Here is an 18,462-nt window from a genome sequence, read left to right as displayed (position 1 = left end):
CGAGCGACCATGGCGGCGAAAGTCCACCGGTGCGGCTATCAACGGTTTTGCGATCGAGCAAGGGGGCCGGCCGGGCCCATCGCAAGGCGCCGTTCGCGCCGCCCGGGATCGACAGGTGGCGATGATGGCGAAAGTGCAACGGCGCCGCGCCGATCGACGCCCGCCCGGCGAAACGCTCACCTCCTATTCACCTGGACCGTGCAAGATCGTATATAAGGGATAGCGTGCCCGTCCTCACGCAAAGACTGCCCCAGGAGTTTTTGAAGATGAAACGATTTACGATCGCGGTCGCATTGCTGGCGAGCTTCGGCGTCCTGCCTGCGAGCGCTCAATCGACCGTCAGTGTCGTTCAGTATGCGTCGAACAACCCCGTGGCCGACGCCGCCATGCCGAACCCGCCGTCGCTCGGGGCTTCGGTGCCGTCTTCGGTCTCGCTCCAGTCGGTCGAGGGGGCTCCCAATTTCGGCTATTTCTACTTCGACGGCCGGCCGGTCATCGTCGATCTGCGCACCCGCGCGATCGTCAAGATCGGAGCCTGACGGACGGGCGGGCGCGCCGCCGCCCGGCGAGGACGTCTACAGCTCGAGCACCAGCACCCGTGACGGATCGACCGGCCGCGGCAGGCTGATCCGCCCCGGCGCCGCCACACGGTAGCCGAGAAGCCCGTAATAGGGACTGTCCCCCACCAGATAGATCGCCGCGAACGCCTGCTTCCGCGCCGCGTCGGCGGCAAGCCTCAAGAGCGCCTTGCCGATCCCCCTGCCCTTGAGGTGCGGGCGAACCGCCAGCGGCCCGAGCATCACGGCGCGCTCGTCCCGGTTCCGCAACGCACTCAGGCGAACCGAGCCGACGATCTCTCCCCCCAGTTCGGCCACGAAGCACAGCGTCGCGCACGCGGCGTGAAGCTCGCGCACCCGCTCGGCCGCGCGCGCATAGCGTCCCGGGCCGAACGCCTCGCGCGCGATCGCCTCGATGGCCGCCCCGTCGCGTGGCGCTTCAGGGCGATAGACGACGTCCGACATCGGCACGGGACGCTGCGGCCCGGCGGTGACGAAGACGGCGCACTGGTGTTCGACAGGTTTGGAAAACGGGGACATGAGGATAAGACCCGGACGAGAAAACAGGTCGGCGAGACCTTGAACCACGCGCCTTGCACGAACGAGCCGGCGGTTCTGACGATCGAGGCTCGCGGCATCCGGCAGAACGATCGGGTTCGATCGTCGGTCGGCACCAAGCCTCGGCATGAGCGGAGGGGCCGTGCCGCGCGCATCGCGATGAATGGCGAGAGGCCCTAGGCGCGATCACCGCCTCGTCGTCGTCCGCGTCTGATCATGGCAGGTCGCCGGCCTTCGTGCTCGAGAGAGCACCGGTGCGCCTTCAGGGGCGGCCGATGCCTCCCGAAATCCTAGCAGTCCCCTTCGAAGCCGTCCAGACGCCGTGCCGTTACCCCGGGACCAACGCCGCCTTAACGCACTGTTCGCGCTCTTTCCGGGAACGGGTCACCCTGTCGCAGGGTTGCTCCTCACAAATGGCCGAAAACCGGCCGTATGGCGTGATCAAGGGAGTTGAGCATGGGTCTTCTCGTCGAGGGACAGTGGCAGGACAAGTGGTACGATACGAAGGAGAACGGCGGGGCGTTCAAGCGGCCGACCACCGATTTCCGCAACTGGGTGACGCCCGACGGATCGCCCGGACCCGACGGCCAGGAGGCGTACGAGGCCGAAGCCGATCGCTACCATCTCTACGTCTCGCTGGCCTGCCCGTGGGCGCACCGCGCCCTCATCGCGCGCAAGCTGAAGAAGCTCGAGGACGTGATATCGCTCTCCATCGTCGACTATCACATGGCCGAGAACGGCTGGGAGTTCTCGAACCGGGATGGGGCGATCCCGGATTCGGTATTCGGCAAGAGCAAGCTTTACGAGATCTATCTTCAGGCGGATCCGGCCTATACCGGTCGCGTCACCGTTCCGGTCCTGTGGGACAAGAAGCGCGGCACGATCGTCAACAACGAGTCGGCCGATCTCGTCCGCATCCTCGACACGGGCTTTCGCGAATTCGCCGACAACGGCGTCGACCTTACGCCGGCAGCGCTTCGCGCCGATATCGATGCGATCAACGAGACCGTCTACCACGCCGTCAACAACGGCGTTTACAAATGCGGCTTCGCGACGACGCAGGAAGCGTATGAGAAGCCGTTCGACGCCCTGTTCGATACGCTCGACATGATCGAGGCGCGCCTGTCCGGGCAGCGTTATCTCGTCGCCTCGCAATATCCGACGGAAGCCGACTGGCGGCTCTTCACCACCCTCATCCGGTTCGACGCCGTCTATCACGGCCACTTCAAGTGCAACGCCCGGCAGATCGCGGACTATCCGAACCTGTTCGGCTACATGCTGGAACTCTACCAATGGCCAGGGATCGCGGAGACCGTGAATTTCAAGCATATCAAGGGGCACTATTATACGAGCCACGAAACGATCAATCCGACCCGGATCGTGCCCAAGGGGCCGGTGCAGGATCTGACCGTTCCCCACAATCGCGAGCGGCTCGAGCCGCCCTCGATCACCGCGGCGTAGGAGCGTGGAGACCCCGCGCTACGCGCGCCTACCAGTAGGGATCGGGCGGGGCTGCGCCGCGCAGTTCGTCGAGCCGCCGGCGGGTCGCATCGGTCGTTGCCCCGGGCAGGTCGGACGGCGCGAAGAAGGCGGCCTCGGCGATTTCCCGGTCGGCTGTCTTGGGCGCGTCCTGAAGGACGGCATCGGCGCGAAACAGAAGCACGTGGTCGCGCCGCGAATCCGTGTTGTTGAAATGGACGGAGACCAGCCGCAGACCCTCCAGGACGGTGAGATTGCCCTCTTCGGCGATCTCGCGGCGCGCGGCGGCCTCGGTGGTCTCGCCCGGATCGACCCCGCCGCCCGGCAGGTACCAGCCGGGAACGTAGGTATGCCGCACCAGAAACACCCGTCCGTCCTCGTCGAACGCGGCCACGCGAACGCCGAGGGTCATCGGCCGGGCGAGGAGAAAGCCGGCATGCATCAGCCGACGAACGGTTTTCTGGAGGATCATCGGTGTTTCTTCCCGTTCGTAGCCATAAGTAGAGCTTCAGACAAGATCAGGACGCCGCATGTACCGACTAGCCCATCTCTCCGACATCCACCTCGGTCCGCTTCCCTCGCTGTCGTTGCGCGAGCTCGCTTCCAAGCGGGTGACAGGCTATGTGAACTGGCACCGCAACCGGCGCCGGTCGATGTTCGGGGACACCTTGACCGACCTCGTCCTCGATCTGAAATATCACCAGCCCGACCATATCGCGGTCACCGGCGACCTCGTCAATCTGGCGACGAAGACCGAAACGAAGGCCGCGCGCATCTGGCTGCAATCGCTGGGGCTTCCGCACGACGTCTCGCTCGTTCCGGGCAATCACGATGCCTACGTGCCGGGCGCGCTGAAACGCTCCCACAAGGAATGGCATGAATATCTGATCGGCGACAATCCTCTCGCCGCGATCGGCAATTCCTTTCCCTACATGCGGGTTCGCGGCAATGTCGCGATCTTCGGCGTCTCCACGGCCGAGGCGACCGCGCCCTTCTTCGCCACGGGATCGTTTCGCCGGGGCCAGGCGCTGGCGCTCGCCAAGCTTCTCGAAAACAGCCGCAAGGCCGGGCATTTCCGCGTCGTCCTCATCCATCATCCGCCGATCTCGGGTGCCGCGGCCTGGCACAAGCGCCTGATCGGCAAGCAGTTCTTCTCGAAGGTGATGAAGGATGCGGGCGCCGAGCTCGTTCTGCACGGCCACACCCATCTCGACACGCTCTACTGGCTGGAAGGGCCGGAGCATCGCAAGATCCCGGTCGTCGGCGTGCCTTCGGCCAGCCAGTCGCCCGGCACGGACAAGCCTGCGGCGCGCTACAATCTCTTCGAGATCGACGGCGGGCCCGGCCGATGGGAACTCGTCCAGCGCGAACGGGGCCTGCACGAAACGCTCGATGGCATCGGCTGGGTGCGGGAGCGCCATCTCCTGTCGGACGGACGCGCGGTGGACGCCGAACCCAGGGAAGACGCGAAACCCGCCACGACCCCGGTGCTCCCAACGCCTGCGACCCAGGACGAGACCGTCTGAGGCCGCTCGTCGTTTCGGTTCCCGGACGGACCGGGCGGCAGGCGATCGGCAGCGCGCCGCCGCGTCGGAAAGGGCCGGTTCAGGCCAGATAGAGATAGGACAGGATCAGCGGGATCCCGGCGCCGACCACGATCCCCAGCAGGAACCAGACGAGCCCGACGACGAGACGGCTGCCGCCCCGGTCGGGGGCTTCGCCCGCGGACCCGTTCTGGTCGTTCGCTGTCATCGGCTCGACGCCGCGCTCGGGCTGGGTGCCGAACCGGGACGGGTTGCTCGCCCGCTGGCCGATCCCGTCATCCACGGCATAGGCGCGATCGCGCTCCACCACCCGCTCGGCGACATAGGTCGTCACATGATCCGCGATCTTGCGCGGCTCGGTCGATTCGGCAAGCGTCACACGCCCCAGCCGCGTCTCGCGCACGAAGCGATAGGTGCGCCGGTCGCGCGCCATCGTCACGTGCGCCGTCCCGTCGATCCAGTAGCGGGAGGTCTGGCCGCCGGTCAGCACGAAGTCGAAGAGATCGTCGTCGCCGACCTCCTCGGCGATCGGCTTCAGTTCCTCGGCGAGAATTTCCAGCCGGGCGCGGTCGGCCTCCCGGATGTCGACCACCACATCGGACCGCTGCGCGGCCGCGATCTTCGCGGCGCGCACGGCGTCGGCGAGGCGTCTCGTGCCCGAAAGCGACGCGACTTTCTCCGATGTTTCAGCCATTATGATCGCCCCGAGAACCAAACCATGAACATTCGGTTAATGTACCGGCCTTCTGCGGCTGTTCCAAGGTGACGAAGCAAAGATTGCGTCAAATGGGTCGATGGTGACCGCATTGCTGCGGTCACCCGTCCCATATTGAAGCAGATGTTCCGTTTCCGAACGCTGCGACGATTCACTATCGAACGCAGGCGCCGACGCTCGGGTCACGGACGATCCTCGAGGATCCGGTTCGCGGCCGAGAGGATCGCGATCAGGGAGGCCGTCACGATGTTCTTGTTGATGGCGACGCCGAAGAGCCGTCCGCGATCGTGTGCGATCTCCATGTAGCAGATCGCCCGCGCGTCGGATCCGGTTCCCAGCGAATGCTCGGAATAGTCGTGCACGGAGAACGCGACGCCGATATGCTTCGAGAGACCGTCGATGAACCCGTCGATCGGACCGTTGCCCCGACCGGTGATGACGATCTCCGTTCCCCCGTCGATCAGCCGCGCCTCGACGATCCGGCCTTCGGCGACGTCCGGATCGGGCTTCGTGACATGGTTGACGAACCGCAGCCGGCCTTCGGGCTGGGTGACGTAACGCTCGATGAAGCGCTCGTAGATGCGGCTCGCCTGCAGCTCGCGCCCCTCCTCGTCCGTGATGCGCTGGATGTCCTCGCGAAACTCCACCTGCAGGTTGCGCGGCAGGTTGAGGCCGTAATCCTCCTGCAGGATGTAGGCGATGCCGCCCTTGCCGGACTGGGAATTGATCCGGATGATCGCCTCGTAGGAGCGGCCCACATCCTTCGGATCGATCGGCAGGTAAGGCACTTCCCACACCGGCGTGTTGGCCTTGCGCACGGCCTTCATGCCCTTGTTGATCGCATCCTGGTGCGAGCCCGAGAACGCGGTGTAGACCAGTTCGCCCACATAGGGGTGGCGCTCGCCCACCGCGAGCTGGTTGCAATATTCGTAGACGTCCTTGATCCGGTTGATGTCGCTGACATCGATCAGCGGATCGACGCCCTGGGTGTACATGTTGAGCGCCAGCGTCACGAGATCGACATTGCCGGTGCGCTCGCCATTGCCGAACAGGGTGCCTTCCACCCGGTCGCCGCCGGCCATCAGGGCCAGCTCGGTGGCCGCCACCGCCGTGCCGCGATCATTGTGCGGGTGGATCGAGACGATGAGGTTCTCGCGATTGTCGAGATTGCGGCACATCCATTCGATCTGGTCGGCATGGACGTTGGGCGTCGACATCTCGACGGTCGCCGGCAGGTTGAAGATCAGCTTGTTCTCGGCCGTCGGCTGCATGATCTCCGCCACCGCGTTGCAGACCTCGACGGCGAATTCCAGCTCGGTGCCGGTGAAGCTTTCCGGCGAATATTCGAAGCGATAGCCGCCGCCCGCCTTCGCCGCCATGTCGGCGATCATCTTGGCCGCATCGGTCGCGATGACCTTGATGCCGGCGCGATCCTTGTCGAACACGATGCGCCGCTGGAGTTCGCTCGTGGAATTGTAGAAGTGGACGATCGGCCGCGTCGAGCCTTCGAGGGATTCGAACGTTCGGGAGATCAGCTCGGGCCGGCACTGGACCAGCACCTGCAACGAAACGTCGTCGGGCGTTCCGCCCTCTTCGATGCACCAGCGGGTGAAGTCGAAATCGGTCTGGGAGGCGGACGGAAACCCGATCTCGATTTCCTTGAAGTTCATGGCCAGCAGCAGCGCGAAGAAGCGGGCCTTGCGCTCGTGGCCCATCGGGTCGACCAGCGCCTGATTGCCGTCGCGAAGATCGACGGAGCACCAGATCGGCGGGGTGTCGATGGTCCTTGCGGGCCATGTGCGATCCGGCAGATCGACCTGACCGTAGGGCCGGTATTTCTCGGCGGCGTTCGCCATGGTCCTGCCGCGGCCGGTCGGAGACGGCCTTTTCGCCTCGATGGCATGGTCGCTCGCGGGCACGGGAATGGTGGGGGTGACAGACATGGTCGTCCTTCAATCGTCTCGTCGATCGGCGGAATTACTTGCGCGCTCTTTCAGGGCGTCATCCGCGATCGGTTCGAACTTGTAAAGCCGCGCATGGCCTTCGCCGGGCGGCAACGGGGTGGAGAAGTTCGAAGGAGCAGAGCGGGCGGTGGACGAACACCAACGGTCCGGCAGGAGCCGACCGCCGGGCGCCCCTTCCTCAACGGGCCCGACGGTCGCCGCTAAGGAGACGACGTAGCGACGCGCGCACGACGATGCCGGCGCTGCCGGGGCAAGCGTTCCGCAGGGCTGTCGTGATGGCTGGCCTGTCGATCATGGCGGGCAGGATGCGCCAAAGGACCCTTCGTGGCAAGTGCCCTTTCATCCCCGCGCACAGTCCCGGCGGCAGGCCGCCGCCACGCCGAGGGCCGTAACGCTTCCCTAACGTGCATGGTCCATCCTGAAGATCGCCTGAAGCAACGCCGCCCCGAGGACCGCCCGCCCATGTCCGACATTGCCAGTGACACCCGCCGCGGCAGCCGCTTCAGGATCGGCCTGTTCTCGCCGCCGTTGATCCTCGCTTTTTTCTGCGCCGCGCTGTTTTCGCTCCTGATGCTGCCGCTGACCGTGCCCATTGGCGCCTTCTACTGGGACACCTTCATCTATTTCGATGCCGCGAACCGTCTCGGCAACGGGCAAGTGCCGTCGGTCGATTTCTTTGCGCCGGCAGGTCCGCTCGGCTACTGGCTCTTTGCCTTTCTGATCGGGATCTTTCCCCTGGCCCAGCCCGTGCTCCTGGCCCAATGGATGATCCTCGCCGTCGCCGCGCCCTTGTTCGCGCTCGTCCTCCTCGATGCCGACCGCCGCTCGCGCACCATTGCCCTTGCGCTCGTCCTGCCGTTCATCCTCTTCGTCGCCCTGCCGATCAATGCGACCCAATATTCCAGCTATCCCTCGATCGACGGCTTCGGCTACTACAACCGCCAGTGCATCCATCTGCTCTACGTGCTGACCGCGGCGCTTCTGTTCGCCACGAACCGGATGGTCGTCGTCACCGTCCTCACCGGCACGATGACGGCCCTGTTCCTGACCAAGATCACCGGCTTTGCCGCCGGCGGGCTCCTGTGCGCGTTCGCCGTCCTGGCCGGCCGGGTCGCGATCCGGGAAGGCTTCCTCATCCTCTCAGGCTTTGCCGCGATCCTGTTGGCGCTGCAGCTCGCCGACGGCGTGACGCTCGCCTATGTGAACGATCTCCTCACCCTCGCCGCCATGAACGAGGGGGTCCTCCTCCAGCGTTTCCTCCAGGCCGGCTCGCTCCATTTCGGCATCGTCGCCTCGGCGGGCCTCCTGTGCGCGGTACTGCTGTTTGCCGAACGCCGCGACCTTGCGGACGCGGCCGGATCGCTGACGCCGCGCGCCCTGCTGCCGGGCCTTGCGCGACTGTTCGATCGCGGCTCGATGTGGCTCGGCGTCGGGCTGGTCGCCGGCCTGTTCTTCGAAACCCAGAACACGGGCAGCCAGCCCTTCGTGTTCATCTGGCCGATCGTCCTGGCGATCCTCGTCAATGTCGGCCATCTGAAAGGCAAGCTGCTCGTCGCCTGCCTGGCGCTGGCCGCCGCCACCACGCTGCCGAGCCTCGTCTCGACGCTTCAGAAGGCCGCCCGCGCGCTGGTCGGCCAGATGAACTACGTCGCCATCGACCTGCCGAACCTGAAGACGCTCGATCAGGTGAGTCAGCGCGCGGAGATCGTCGATCGATCGGCGACCGTCCTTAATCTCTACAAGCGCCATCCGGCGACCTTCCAGGCCTTCGCGGACGACAGGATCCTACCGGACTTCACCTTCTACACCGCGCCCGACATGCATCTGACATGGCTGCGGGCGATCGACGACGGGGTCGAGGCGATCAGGGCATACGAGGCGGCCAACGACGTGCGGTTCGAGACCATCTTCAGCCTCAACTTCACCAATCCGTTTCCCTATCTGATGGACCGCGACGCCCCGAAAGGCGTGCCCATCGGCGCCGATCCCTCGCGCACCGTGCCACAGCCGAACGCCTTCGTCCTGTCGGAAATCGCTCGGACCGATCTCGTCCTCTACCCCAAATGCCCGATCACCATCTCAAACGTCGAACTCTACGGCGTCTACGAAGCGGTTCTCGACACCCGAACGCGGATTTCCCTCTCCCCCTGCTGGGACGGCCTCCTCAGGCAGGGGTTCGGCGCGGACGGATCGGCAGGCGGTGGCACACGGCCGTAACGGCGCACGGTCGTCACGGCGCGCGGAACGAAACCTGCCCGCCGCCAGGAAAGCCAGCGGCGCCATCGGCAGCGCCCGCGAGGCGCTGCGCGCGCCCTCGTGCAGCTGCGAAAACGCTGAGAACCGCCGGACGCCCGGTGAGATAGCCGAGCGTCGCGGCCGAGATCGGACCGGCCAGCCGCGCCCGGCCCCGCCCCGCCCGGCCCCGCTGGATCGACGGGGGCACGAGGTGCGGCGCAAGGTCAACCTCGACATGGCCGCCCTCGGCGGTGGTCAGCCGGCAGCGCCACGAAAACCAGCGACGCCAGCAGCATCTGCGTCAGCTCGTAGGCGCTGCCGAAGCGACGATTCAACAGGTAGCGGCCGATCACGTCGATACAGGTGACCGCGATGAGGCCCATGACGAGCAGTGCCGCGACGAGGGCCAGGGTAAACGGTTTCGTGCTCTCTCTCCCTCGGTGATGTTCGTCTCCCGAGGCGGAGTTGCGGACCGATCTGGGCGAGGACGCGGACGCCTTCGTGCGCGGCATGAACCGGGTCGTCGACGGCTGGGCGGCCACGAAGGCGGTCGCCTTGAACGGTAGCTGCCCATGAATAAGCTGCATGCCGCCCACTCTTTGCGAGATCACGAAGCCCCCGTTCGGCCCGTCTCGGTCATCTCCCCGATACGCCGCGATCGCCTCGAGGCCGCCGCCTTCACGGCACGGGGCTACTCGGCCGCTTTCGCTCGCCCGAGGCCCGCCGCGATGAAGGCGATGCTGTCGCGCAGGGCCGCTTCCGGGTCGGACAGGTCGTGGAACGACTGCGCGAAAGGCTCGAACGAGAACGGCCCCTCGTAGCCGCCCTCGCGCAGGGCCCTGATCTGGTCGAGATTGCCGAGCCGGTCTCCCGCGTCGACAAGGACCCTGTGCCCGTCGCGCATGTCGTCGACCGCGACGTCGGGATCGACGACGCCGGAAATGTGGACGAGCCCGGTCCGGTCGGGGAAGATCTCCGCCTCACCGGCCAGATGATGATGGAAAGTGTCGTGCACCAGGCGAAACACGTCGGCGCCGTCCGCCGCCTCGATCGCCGCGATCGCGTCCGCCTTGCGGCGCAGCGAGGAGACCGGAAAGCCGAGCGGCTCGACGAGCCCCGTCAGCCCGCGATCCCGCAGGATCGGAGCCAGTGTCGCGAGCGCCGCGACCATGTCCGCGCGCGGCACCGGGGTGCCTTCGTTCAGCGGGCACATCACGAGCGCCCGCGCGCCGCAGGCCTTCGCATAGTCGGCCATCCTCATCGCCCGTGCCGCAAGATCGTCCGACGGGACATTGAAGGGATAGAGGGCGTTGATCGACAGGATCGTCACGCCCGCCGCCTCGGCCGCGGCCTTCACCGTCTGCGGAGAGGTCGAGCCGATCACGTCCGGGATGTCGTTGCGGATCTCGACCAGATCGCATCCCAGTCGCCGGGCCATGGCGAAGAAGCCGTCGAGCCGAAGGCCCGGCGTACAGATATGGTTGATGGCGAATGTCATGGGGACCTCTCAGCGATAAAGGGTGGGGCGTTCGGGCAGGGTGATGGGAACGATGGCGCCCTGCGACTCCTGCGCCTCGACGCAGGCATCCGATGTGATCGCGGCCACGTATCCGTCCCAGGACGAGGGCCCCGAGGCGGTGCCGGCCGCCGCCGCCATGAGGAAGTCCTGCAATTCGACATCGTAGCTGTCGACGAAGCGGTCCTTCCAGTCGGTCAGGATCGGCGTCGAGAGGCTCGCATTTTGCCGCAGCGCGACGGCCATCGGTTCGGGGAGGCTGGCAATGCCCTCCTCGCCGACCACCTGGCACTGGATATCGTAGCCGTAACGGCAGTTGACGAAGATCTCGACGTCCACCCGGACGCCCTTTTCGGTTTCGAGGAGCACGATCTGAGGATCGGCGAGCTTGGCGTGGGCGTGCCGCGATCGCTTCGGGAAGACGACCTGTGCCGAGACGTAGTCATCGTCGAGAAGCCAGCGCAGGACGTCGATCTCGTGGATCAGCGTGTCGTGTATCGCCATCGGCGTCACGTACTGCTCGGGAACCGTCGGATTGCGGTGGGCGGCATGGACCATCAGCGGCGCGCCGATCCCGGAATCCACCACCGTCTTCAGCATGCGATAGCCCGCATCGTAGCGGCGCATGAAACCGACCTGCACGAGCCGCGAGCCGTGCGCGACCTCGGCCTCGACGATCCGCCTGGCGCCTTCGGCGGTCGTTGCCAGGGGCTTCTCGCAGAAGCAGGGCTTTCCGGCCTCGATCGCCGCGAGCACGTAAGCCTCGTGGGTCGAGCCCGTGGAGCAGACGAGCACCGCGTCGACGTCGGCGGCCGCAACCAGCGCCTCGCCCGTCGGATAGCAGACCGCCGCGGGCGCCAGTTCGTCGCGCAGGTTCGTCGCGGCTTCCGGCACAGAATCCGAGAGGGCGACGATCGTGCCGCCCGTCAGCACCTTTTCGATGCGGCGCGTATGGTCGCGTCCGATCATGCCTGTGCCGATCACGCCAATTCTTACGGTCATGGAAAGGGTCTCACTTGAAGTGTTGATCGATGGAGCGCCGCATTTGACGGCGCACGAAGGGGTCGGACCGGTCCGCCTTTTCTTCCCCGGCGAAGACGCAGGCCGTCAGGCCGCCGTCGACGCCGGTCTGCGCGCGCGCGGGGTGGACATCGTCCGGGGCGATCTCAGCCTGGCGACCCGCAAGTCTGCGACACGCATGTCGGGATCGCCCGCCTGATCGTCGTGCGGGCGCTCAGGCGGCGGCCTCGACATCGTATTCCCGCTGGGTCTTGGCGCCGGTGATGTAGGCGACGACGTCTTGGCCGTCGGTCTCGTTCTTGTTGAGATTGGCCACGATCCGGCCCCGGCGAAACACCACGATCCGGTCGCAGAGATCCATGATCTGCCGCATGTTGTGGCTGATCAGGATGACGGGTTCGGCATGCTCCTTCAGGGTGCGCACGATGTTCTCCACCTGGGCCGTCTCCTGAACCCCGAGAGCGGCGGTGGGCTCGTCCATGATGATCAGCTTCGACTTGAACGTCGCCGTGCGCGCGATCGCCACGCACTGGCGCTGCCCGCCCGACATGTTCTGGATCGAGTTCGAGATGTTGGGGATCTTGACCCCCGTCTTCTTGAGACCCTCGAGCGTCGCGGCGCGCATCGCCTTGTAGTCGAGGATGGAGAAGGGTCCGAGCCTGAACTTGATCAGTTCGCGCCCGAGGAACAGATTGTCCGGCACGTTCAGGTGATCGGCAAGGGCAAGCGTCTGGAAGACCGTCTCGATCCCCGCCTCGCGCGCTTCCAGCGGATCCGTGAAGTCGACATAGTCGCCGTCGAACCAGACCTTGCCGGACGTGCGCCGCTCCACCGCCGTGATCTGGCGCACGAAGGTCGACTTTCCGGCGCCGTTGTCCCCCATGATCGCGACGCATTCACCCTTGCGGATCTCGAAATTGGCGCCTTCGAGCGCCTGGACGCCGCCATAGTGCTTGGTGAGATTCTCGGTCTTCAGAACGATGTCGGACATGGGTTCGATCCTTTCGTCTCGTCGGTTGCCGGGCGTCATGCTCTCGCCCCGCCGGACCGTTGACGCCATTGGTCGAGCGCGACCGCGCCGACGATGATCGCGCCCTTGACCATCTCCTGATAGTAGGCGTCGAGGCGTAGGAACGTGAAGCCGGAGATGATGACGCCGAAGATGAGTGCGCCGAGAACGGTGCCGAGGATCGAGCCTCGTCCCCCCGTCAGCGACACGCCGCCGATCACCGCCATGGCGATGGCGTCGAGCTCGTACATCATCCCCATGCCGGCCTGCGCCGTCAGGTTCTTCGCGCTGAGGACAAGGGCGGCGACGGCGGCGAGAACGCCGGCGATCGTGTAGACGAGCACCTTGTGCCGCGCGACCTTGATCCCCGACATGCGGGCCGCCGCCTCGTTCGATCCGATCGCGTAGGTATGCTTGCCGTAGAGCGTGTACTTCAATGCCAGCGCGAAGACGATGGCGATGAAGGCGAAGATGAACACGGGCATGAGGCCCGCCCCGATCGCCGCATAGGTCTCGGTGGGGAAGGACACGGGCTGCCCGCGCGTCCACCATTTCGCCACCCCGCGCGCCGTCACCATCATGCCGAGCGTCGCGATGAAGGGGGGGATCTTCGTATAGGCGATCAGCAGGCCGTTGATCGCCCCGGCCACGAGCCCGCAGATCAGCCCGACGATGAGGGGCACGATGATCGGCAGGTCGACCAGGCCCGACCCGAAGAACACGGCGCGGGTGTTGGGATTGCCGTAGATTTCCCCCGCCTGCGCGAAGCTCATGGCGATCATGGCCGTCGCGCCGACGATCGATCCCGAGCTGAGATCGATGCCGCCCGTGATGATGACCTGCGTCACGCCGATCGCGATGATGCCGATGATCGAGACCTGGAGAATGATGATTTCGAGCCGGGCGGTATTGAACAGGCCGGCGGTGCCTTCCCGTGTGTTGAACAGGAAGCTGTCGCCCATCAGCAAGCGACCCAGCAGCTCGAAGACCAGGACGATCGCAACGAGGGCCATTCCGATGCCGAGCTCCGGCGGACGCTCGCGCTTCTTCGGATCGAACGTCAAGCCGCCAATGCCATGCGCAGCCTCTGCCATCGAAAGCACTCCCCTGAAAAATGTTCGACCGTCGGGCGACGGCCCGCGACGGGCCATCGCCGACCGTGATCGCGACGATCAATTCCGCGACGCGAACTGGTCCATGTTTTCGGGGGTGACGAGCTGGAAGGGGACGTAGACCTTCTGGTCGACATCCTCGCCCCTGGCGAGCTTGAGGGCGGCGTCGAGAGCGCCGCTGCCCTGGCCGGCCGCGTCCTGGAAGACGGTCACGTCGAGGTCGCCGGCGGCCATGGCCTGGAGGGCGTCCTGCGTGGCGTCGATGCCGCCGACGACCACGTCCTCCATGGCGATACCGGACGCCTTCATCGCCTGGATCGCGCCGATCGCCATCTCGTCATTGTTCGAGATCAGGCCATCGAACGGCTCGCTGGTGGACAGCCAGTTGGTCATCAGGTTCTGCGCCTGGTCGCGAGACCAGTTCGCCGTTTGCTCGTCGATGATTTCGAGCGTGACGTCGCACTCGCCCTTGTCGATGACGTCATGGATATCGGCCGTTCTCTGGACCGCGGCCTGGTTCGACAATTCGCCCATCATGACGTAGACGCGCGCCGGATCCTTGCCCTTCTCGCCGAAGATCCGGCAGATTTCCTTGGTCTCCAGCGTGCCGGATTCGCGTTCGTCCGAGCCGACGAAGGCCTGGTTGTCGGGAAGCGCATCGGCGTTGACCGGCTCGCGATTGACGTAGACCAACGGAACGCCCGCGGACGCGGCCGCCTGGGACATCGCCTCGGTCGCGGAGGTGTCCACCGGATTGACGATGATCGCATCGACGCCGCTCGCCACGAAATTATTGATCTGATCGAGCTGCTTGGCGACGTCGTTCTGTGCGTCTTCGACCTGGACCTCGACACCCTCCATGGATTCGGCCTTTTCGACCATGCCGTTGCGCAGCACCGTCAGGAAATTGTCGTCGAAGAGCGCCATCGAAACGCCGATCGTCTCCGCCGACGCGGAACTTGCCAGCGATGCGAACATCGCAGCAGACAGCAGAAATTTTCTCATGCAAATCCTCCCGATTTGGAACCCATGCAAGACCTGTCGATGGGATCTTTGGAAACGCGGCCGACCGCCCCATACGGCTTCGCACTGCATCCACCGGCAGAGCCGGAACCTCCCGGTTCGATGCAGCCGGACGTCCGCCGGCTTCCGGTCGGACTATCCGGGAAACGGCGCTATCGGGTCAATCCGAAATCCGGGCCGCGACCCATCATCCTTGATGGAAAAGCCTTCGCCAATGATAGAATCTATCAGGAGAGGGATTCCGGCGTGTAGATGACGGGGGCGAAGAAGCGCTGGCCCGGCATTTCGGCCGGTCCGGTGTCGACCGTGCTCGTCGCCAGAAGCAGAAGTTCGGCGACCAGTTGCTGAAGCGGTGTCCCGAAGACGATCGAGACCGTCCGGTTCTGCAGCCCGCGATGCGATTCCGGCGTGAGTTCGTTCACGAAAAGGGCGCAGCGCCGAAACGCCCCGTATCGCTCGAAGGCGGCGATCGCCCCTTCCATCCCGCCGCCGGCCACGTAAAGACCGACAAGATCATCGTGGCGCTCCAGGAGGTGACTGGTCGCCTCATAGGTCAGGTCGCGTGTCTCGAGGTTGATCTGCCCGTCGAGCAACTGAAACTCGGGCGCGTACTCCCGAAAATAGCTGCGCATGCCGGTCTCGCGAAGTTCGTGGCCGTGATACCGGTGCGCCCCGATGAAGATTCCCACCTTCCCCGGCCGATCGGCGACCTTGGAAATCAGCCATCCGGCGGTCCGGCCGACGCGCAAATTGTTGAGGCCGAAATAGCTCTCCCGGACACCCTGCGCGAAGTCGGACAACATGGAGAATGTCGGGATGCCGGCCTGGCGCAGTTCCGCGACGCCTGCCGTCACTTCGTGATGGTCGATGCCCGTCGCGGCCACGGCATCGACATGGCCGCGGAACCCGTGCAGCAGTTCGGCCAGTTCCTCGAGCCGCGTCGACGTGGCGAAACGCGTGACGACCCGCACCTCACGATCGACCATGCGGTGGCACTGCTTCTCGAACTCCTGCTTCAACTCCTGATAGAAGGCATGGCGTTCCTTCTGCAGCAGCAGGCCGAGGCGGAGTTTCGGCCGTCCCGCAAGGATCCGCTGGCGGATCGCGTTCGCGCCGTGATAGCCGATCGTCGTCGCAGCGGTCTGGACCTTGCGCGCCGTTTCGTCCCGCACTTTCGCACGCCCGCTGAGGACGCGGTCGACGGTGGCGACGCTCACCCCTGCCGCTCGCGCCACATCGGCTATCGTCGGCTGCCTCATTTGCCCCATCCCCGCCCATTCGATGCCGTCCGCGCCATGCCTGCCGACGTCCCGCCCGGATACCGGCTCATGTCACGACCGGACATGGATACCGCCCGAACCCGTCGTGCGGAAGGCGATGCGATCTCCCGTCATCGCTTACGCGCCCGGACGGGTCCTGCCATCCTGCGCGCAGCGCGCAGCGCCGACCGAGGGGACCGGTACGGGACAGGGGCCTGACCCGGGCGAACGGGGAGGGTGCGAAGCCGGCGTGCCGGACGCCGGCACCGCGGATACATGCAGGCCGGCAGGGAGCGGACGCGGCGACAGGCGGGCGGAACGCCCGGTTGCCTCGGAAGGATTGGCCGCCAATACGACCCGTCCGCGCGCGCGGCCCGATCAGCCCGCGCGGCGAAGCTCGCTCACCTCGGCGCTCGCGCGCCTTCCCGTTTGCCGGTTCGCGCCCTGTGATGCACCATGGGCCGAACCGATGCGGAACCGCGACATCGCCAATGCGAGCGCGTCGGTCTCCTGTTCGAGCGTATGGCTTGCAGCCGTGGCCTGCTCCACCATCGCCGCGTTCTGCTGCGTGACCTTGTCCATCTGGTCCGCTGCGGCCGACACCTCGCGAAGGCTCGTCGCCTGCTCGCGCGCCGAGGACGCGATGGTCGAGATCACGTCCGCCATCGAGCTCACCTCGGTGACGATCTCCTCCAGCGAGCGACCGGAGGCCGTGACGAGTTCCACCCCCGTCTCGACCTGCTCGCGCGACGTGGCGATCAGCGTCTTGATTTCCTTGGCCGCCTCGGCCGAGCGTTGCGCCAGACCGCGAACCTCCTGCGCCACCACCGCAAAGCCGCGCCCCGCCTCGCCCGCGCGCGCCGCCTCGACCCCGGCATTGAGCGCCAGAAGATTGGTCTGGAAGGCGATCTCGTCGATGACCGAAATGATCGCGTTGATCTTTTCCGAGGACTGTTCGATCAGCCCCATCGCGGTGACCGCATTGCCGACGACCTCGCCGCCCTTCTGGGCCCTCGCCCGTGCGAGCACAGCCGTGCGCTGGGCCGTACCGGCGCCTTCGGCCGTCTCGTTCACCCCTTGCGTCACCTCGCCCAGCGCCGCAACCGTCTCCTCGAGGCTTGCGGCCTGCTGTTCGGTTCGCTGCGCCAGATCGTTCGACGCCGTCGTGATCTCGCCGAGGCCCGAGCGGATCGAGCCGATCGTCGTGACGACGCTCGCAAACGCCGTCTCGAGCTTTTCCACACTGTCGTTGAACAGGGTGCGCACACCCTCGTAGTCCGGCGTGAAGGGCCGATCGAGCCGCGATGTCAGATCGCCGTCGGCCAGACGCCGAAAGCCCTCCGTGACCTCGGCCATGAAAAATTCGTGGGCCTTCACATAGCCTTCGCCGGCCGCTTCCTGCTCGATCCGTTCGATCTCCCTTGCGGCCCGTGCAGCCTCCGCTTCGGTGGACAGGACGTCACGCTCCATCCCGGCCCGCTTGAAGGCCTCGACGGCGTCGGCCATCTCGCCGATCTCGTCGCGGCGGCCAAGACCGGGAATGGTGACGGAGGTGTTCCCCGCAGCAAGGGCGCGCATCGTGCCGGTCATGGCGTGCAGCGGCCGGGATATGCTGCGCACCAGAGGCACGGCGCAGGCGACGAGAAGACCGAGCAGGACCGACGACAGGGCGAGCGACTTCCACGCCTCGCCGAGGAAGATCGTGCTGAGGTCGTCGACATAGACACCCGTTCCGATGACCCATTGCCATTCGGGAACGCCAGCCGAATAGCTGAGCTTGGGAACCGGCGCCTCGCCCTCGGCGCGCGGCCACAGATAGGGGGTGATGCCACCGCCGGCCTTGGCTTGCGCGATCAGGTTCTGGAACAGGGGGAAGCCGTCCGGGTCGCGGTTCTCCCACATGTTCTGGCCGATCAGTGCCGTCTTGGGATGCACCAGCATCACCGCCTTGTCGTCGGTGACGAAGAAATAGTCGTCGGCGCCGTAGCGCATCGCGCCCAGAACGCGCTTCGCCTGCTCCTTCGCGGCGTCCTGTGACAGCTGCCCGCTCTCGGCCATGGCGCGAAACCGCTCAACGATGGAGACGGCCGAATCCACCTGCGTCCTGATCAGGTCGACCCGCTGCTCCTGCACGACCTGGCGCAGGGAATAGAGCTGGGTCCCGACCACGGTGATGCAGACGAGAACCGCCAAGGCGATCAACACGGTCAGTTTTCTGGAAATGGTAAGTCGCATGGCGTGGCTCCGACGGGTTCAGGCACCCTAGAATTAAGCCGGAACTGTTAACTATTCTTTGTGCACGAACGCATTGCGTCCGAACAAAGCCGAGAAAGTACATGCGAGGCGGACGAACGCGGACGCTCGATCACCGAGAGACAGGGCAACGCAAGCAAAGACCGCCGCATCGCGGTGGGGACGCGCTGATCTTCATTTGTGGCCCGGCGGCAAGCTTTCCGCAAGATCCGCAGTGT

16 protein-coding genes are annotated in these 18,462 nt (G+C 65.7%); 4 read left to right on the top strand and 12 right to left on the bottom strand.

What is annotated here, in order from left to right; all coding sequences use genetic code 11:
• The first annotated feature begins 266 nt into the window (after window positions 1–266).
• Window positions 267–539 carry a DUF1236 domain-containing protein gene (locus U0C82_RS08535; RefSeq protein ID WP_322186646.1) on the top strand — a complete coding sequence of 91 codons (273 nt, stop codon included), beginning with the start codon at window positions 267–269 and terminating at the stop codon, window positions 537–539.
• A 36-nt stretch (window positions 540–575) separates the two neighbouring features.
• On the opposite strand, the gene U0C82_RS08530 is transcribed toward U0C82_RS08535, so the two are convergent.
• Window positions 576–1,097 (bottom strand): GNAT family N-acetyltransferase, encoded by a 522-nt coding sequence (locus U0C82_RS08530; protein WP_322186644.1) that lies wholly within the window; start codon window positions 1,095–1,097, stop codon window positions 576–578.
• A gap of 474 nt (window positions 1,098–1,571) precedes the next feature.
• Here U0C82_RS08530 and U0C82_RS08525 point away from each other — a divergent pair, with 474 nt between their 5' ends.
• Window positions 1,572–2,576, top strand: coding sequence for a glutathione S-transferase family protein (locus tag U0C82_RS08525; RefSeq protein WP_322186643.1), 1,005 nt, complete (start codon window positions 1,572–1,574; stop codon window positions 2,574–2,576).
• A 28-nt stretch (window positions 2,577–2,604) separates the two neighbouring features.
• Here U0C82_RS08525 and U0C82_RS08520 read toward each other — a convergent pair whose 3' ends face one another.
• Complete coding sequence (locus U0C82_RS08520; protein ID WP_322186642.1) at window positions 2,605–3,066, bottom strand: NUDIX domain-containing protein; 462 nt, start codon at window positions 3,064–3,066, stop codon at window positions 2,605–2,607.
• Window positions 3,067–3,124: 58 nt separating this feature from the next.
• Here U0C82_RS08520 and U0C82_RS08515 point away from each other — a divergent pair, with 58 nt between their 5' ends.
• Window positions 3,125–4,120: a metallophosphoesterase family protein gene (locus tag U0C82_RS08515; RefSeq protein WP_322186641.1), complete on the top strand. Its 996-nt coding sequence runs from the start codon at window positions 3,125–3,127 to the stop codon at window positions 4,118–4,120.
• A 79-nt stretch (window positions 4,121–4,199) separates the two neighbouring features.
• Here the strand turns inward: U0C82_RS08515 and U0C82_RS08510 are convergent, their stop codons facing one another.
• Together U0C82_RS08510 and leuA are read right to left on the bottom strand one after the other, a co-directional pair.
• A complete protein-coding gene (locus U0C82_RS08510; RefSeq protein ID WP_322186640.1) occupies window positions 4,200–4,832 on the bottom strand; it encodes a hypothetical protein in 633 nt (210 codons plus the stop codon).
• Between the two features lie 203 nt (window positions 4,833–5,035).
• A complete protein-coding gene (gene leuA, locus U0C82_RS08505; protein WP_322186882.1) occupies window positions 5,036–6,709 on the bottom strand; it encodes a 2-isopropylmalate synthase in 1,674 nt (557 codons plus the stop codon).
• Window positions 6,710–7,279: 570 nt separating this feature from the next.
• On the opposite strand from leuA, the gene U0C82_RS08500 reads away from it, so the two are divergent.
• Window positions 7,280–9,034, top strand: coding sequence for a hypothetical protein (locus tag U0C82_RS08500; protein ID WP_322186639.1), 1,755 nt, complete (start codon window positions 7,280–7,282; stop codon window positions 9,032–9,034).
• Window positions 9,035–9,276: 242 nt separating this feature from the next.
• On the opposite strand, the gene U0C82_RS08495 is transcribed toward U0C82_RS08500, so the two are convergent.
• The 8 genes from U0C82_RS08495 to U0C82_RS08460 form a co-directional block, all read right to left on the bottom strand.
• Window positions 9,277–9,639, bottom strand: a complete 363-nt coding sequence (locus U0C82_RS08495; RefSeq protein ID WP_322186638.1) for a TRAP transporter small permease — start codon at window positions 9,637–9,639, stop codon at window positions 9,277–9,279.
• A gap of 104 nt (window positions 9,640–9,743) precedes the next feature.
• Window positions 9,744–10,550, bottom strand: a complete 807-nt coding sequence (locus U0C82_RS08490) for a TIM barrel protein (protein ID WP_322186637.1) — start codon at window positions 10,548–10,550, stop codon at window positions 9,744–9,746.
• Between the two features lie 9 nt (window positions 10,551–10,559).
• Window positions 10,560–11,570, bottom strand: a complete 1,011-nt coding sequence (locus tag U0C82_RS08485) for a Gfo/Idh/MocA family protein (protein WP_322186636.1) — start codon at window positions 11,568–11,570, stop codon at window positions 10,560–10,562.
• A 232-nt stretch (window positions 11,571–11,802) separates the two neighbouring features.
• The gene (locus U0C82_RS08480; protein WP_322186635.1) at window positions 11,803–12,579 is read right to left on the bottom strand and encodes an ATP-binding cassette domain-containing protein; all 777 of its coding nucleotides are present in this window, start codon (window positions 12,577–12,579) and stop codon (window positions 11,803–11,805) included.
• A gap of 35 nt (window positions 12,580–12,614) precedes the next feature.
• Complete coding sequence (locus tag U0C82_RS08475) at window positions 12,615–13,691, bottom strand: ABC transporter permease (protein WP_322186634.1); 1,077 nt, start codon at window positions 13,689–13,691, stop codon at window positions 12,615–12,617.
• 78 nt (window positions 13,692–13,769) lie between these two features.
• The gene (locus tag U0C82_RS08470; protein ID WP_322186633.1) at window positions 13,770–14,714 is read right to left on the bottom strand and encodes a sugar ABC transporter substrate-binding protein; all 945 of its coding nucleotides are present in this window, start codon (window positions 14,712–14,714) and stop codon (window positions 13,770–13,772) included.
• A 245-nt stretch (window positions 14,715–14,959) separates the two neighbouring features.
• The gene (locus U0C82_RS08465; protein WP_322186632.1) at window positions 14,960–15,991 is read right to left on the bottom strand and encodes a LacI family DNA-binding transcriptional regulator; all 1,032 of its coding nucleotides are present in this window, start codon (window positions 15,989–15,991) and stop codon (window positions 14,960–14,962) included.
• Between the two features lie 378 nt (window positions 15,992–16,369).
• Window positions 16,370–18,226, bottom strand: a complete 1,857-nt coding sequence (locus tag U0C82_RS08460; protein ID WP_322186631.1) for a methyl-accepting chemotaxis protein — start codon at window positions 18,224–18,226, stop codon at window positions 16,370–16,372.
• Window positions 18,227–18,462 lie beyond the last annotated feature (236 nt).

Source organism: Fulvimarina uroteuthidis (assembly GCF_034321785.1).
Lineage (GTDB): Bacteria > Pseudomonadota > Alphaproteobacteria > Rhizobiales > Rhizobiaceae > Fulvimarina > Fulvimarina uroteuthidis.
The sequence above is the reverse complement of the archived record's forward strand: the minus strand, read 5'-3'. Positions and strand labels throughout refer to the sequence as shown.

Bases quoted from the DNA above. Each gene is read 5' to 3' on its own strand.
- U0C82_RS08535 (WP_322186646.1), top strand. From the start codon at position 267: ATGAAACGATTTACGATCGCGGTCGCATTGCTGGCGAGCTTCGGCGTC.
- U0C82_RS08530 (WP_322186644.1), bottom strand. From the start codon at position 1,097: ATGTCCCCGTTTTCCAAACCTGTCGAACACCAGTGCGCCGTCTTCGTC.
- U0C82_RS08525 (WP_322186643.1), top strand. From the start codon at position 1,572: ATGGGTCTTCTCGTCGAGGGACAGTGGCAGGACAAGTGGTACGATACG.
- U0C82_RS08520 (WP_322186642.1), bottom strand. From the start codon at position 3,066: ATGATCCTCCAGAAAACCGTTCGTCGGCTGATGCATGCCGGCTTTCTC.
- U0C82_RS08515 (WP_322186641.1), top strand. From the start codon at position 3,125: ATGTACCGACTAGCCCATCTCTCCGACATCCACCTCGGTCCGCTTCCC.
- U0C82_RS08510 (WP_322186640.1), bottom strand. From the start codon at position 4,832: ATGGCTGAAACATCGGAGAAAGTCGCGTCGCTTTCGGGCACGAGACGC.
- leuA (WP_322186882.1), bottom strand. From the start codon at position 6,709: ATGGCGAACGCCGCCGAGAAATACCGGCCCTACGGTCAGGTCGATCTG.
- U0C82_RS08500 (WP_322186639.1), top strand. From the start codon at position 7,280: ATGTCCGACATTGCCAGTGACACCCGCCGCGGCAGCCGCTTCAGGATC.
- U0C82_RS08495 (WP_322186638.1), bottom strand. From the start codon at position 9,639: ATGCAGCTTATTCATGGGCAGCTACCGTTCAAGGCGACCGCCTTCGTG.
- U0C82_RS08490 (WP_322186637.1), bottom strand. From the start codon at position 10,550: ATGACATTCGCCATCAACCATATCTGTACGCCGGGCCTTCGGCTCGAC.
- U0C82_RS08485 (WP_322186636.1), bottom strand. From the start codon at position 11,570: ATGACCGTAAGAATTGGCGTGATCGGCACAGGCATGATCGGACGCGAC.
- U0C82_RS08480 (WP_322186635.1), bottom strand. From the start codon at position 12,579: ATGTCCGACATCGTTCTGAAGACCGAGAATCTCACCAAGCACTATGGC.
- U0C82_RS08475 (WP_322186634.1), bottom strand. From the start codon at position 13,691: ATGGCAGAGGCTGCGCATGGCATTGGCGGCTTGACGTTCGATCCGAAG.
- U0C82_RS08470 (WP_322186633.1), bottom strand. From the start codon at position 14,714: ATGAGAAAATTTCTGCTGTCTGCTGCGATGTTCGCATCGCTGGCAAGT.
- U0C82_RS08465 (WP_322186632.1), bottom strand. From the start codon at position 15,991: ATGAGGCAGCCGACGATAGCCGATGTGGCGCGAGCGGCAGGGGTGAGC.
- U0C82_RS08460 (WP_322186631.1), bottom strand. From the start codon at position 18,226: ATGCGACTTACCATTTCCAGAAAACTGACCGTGTTGATCGCCTTGGCG.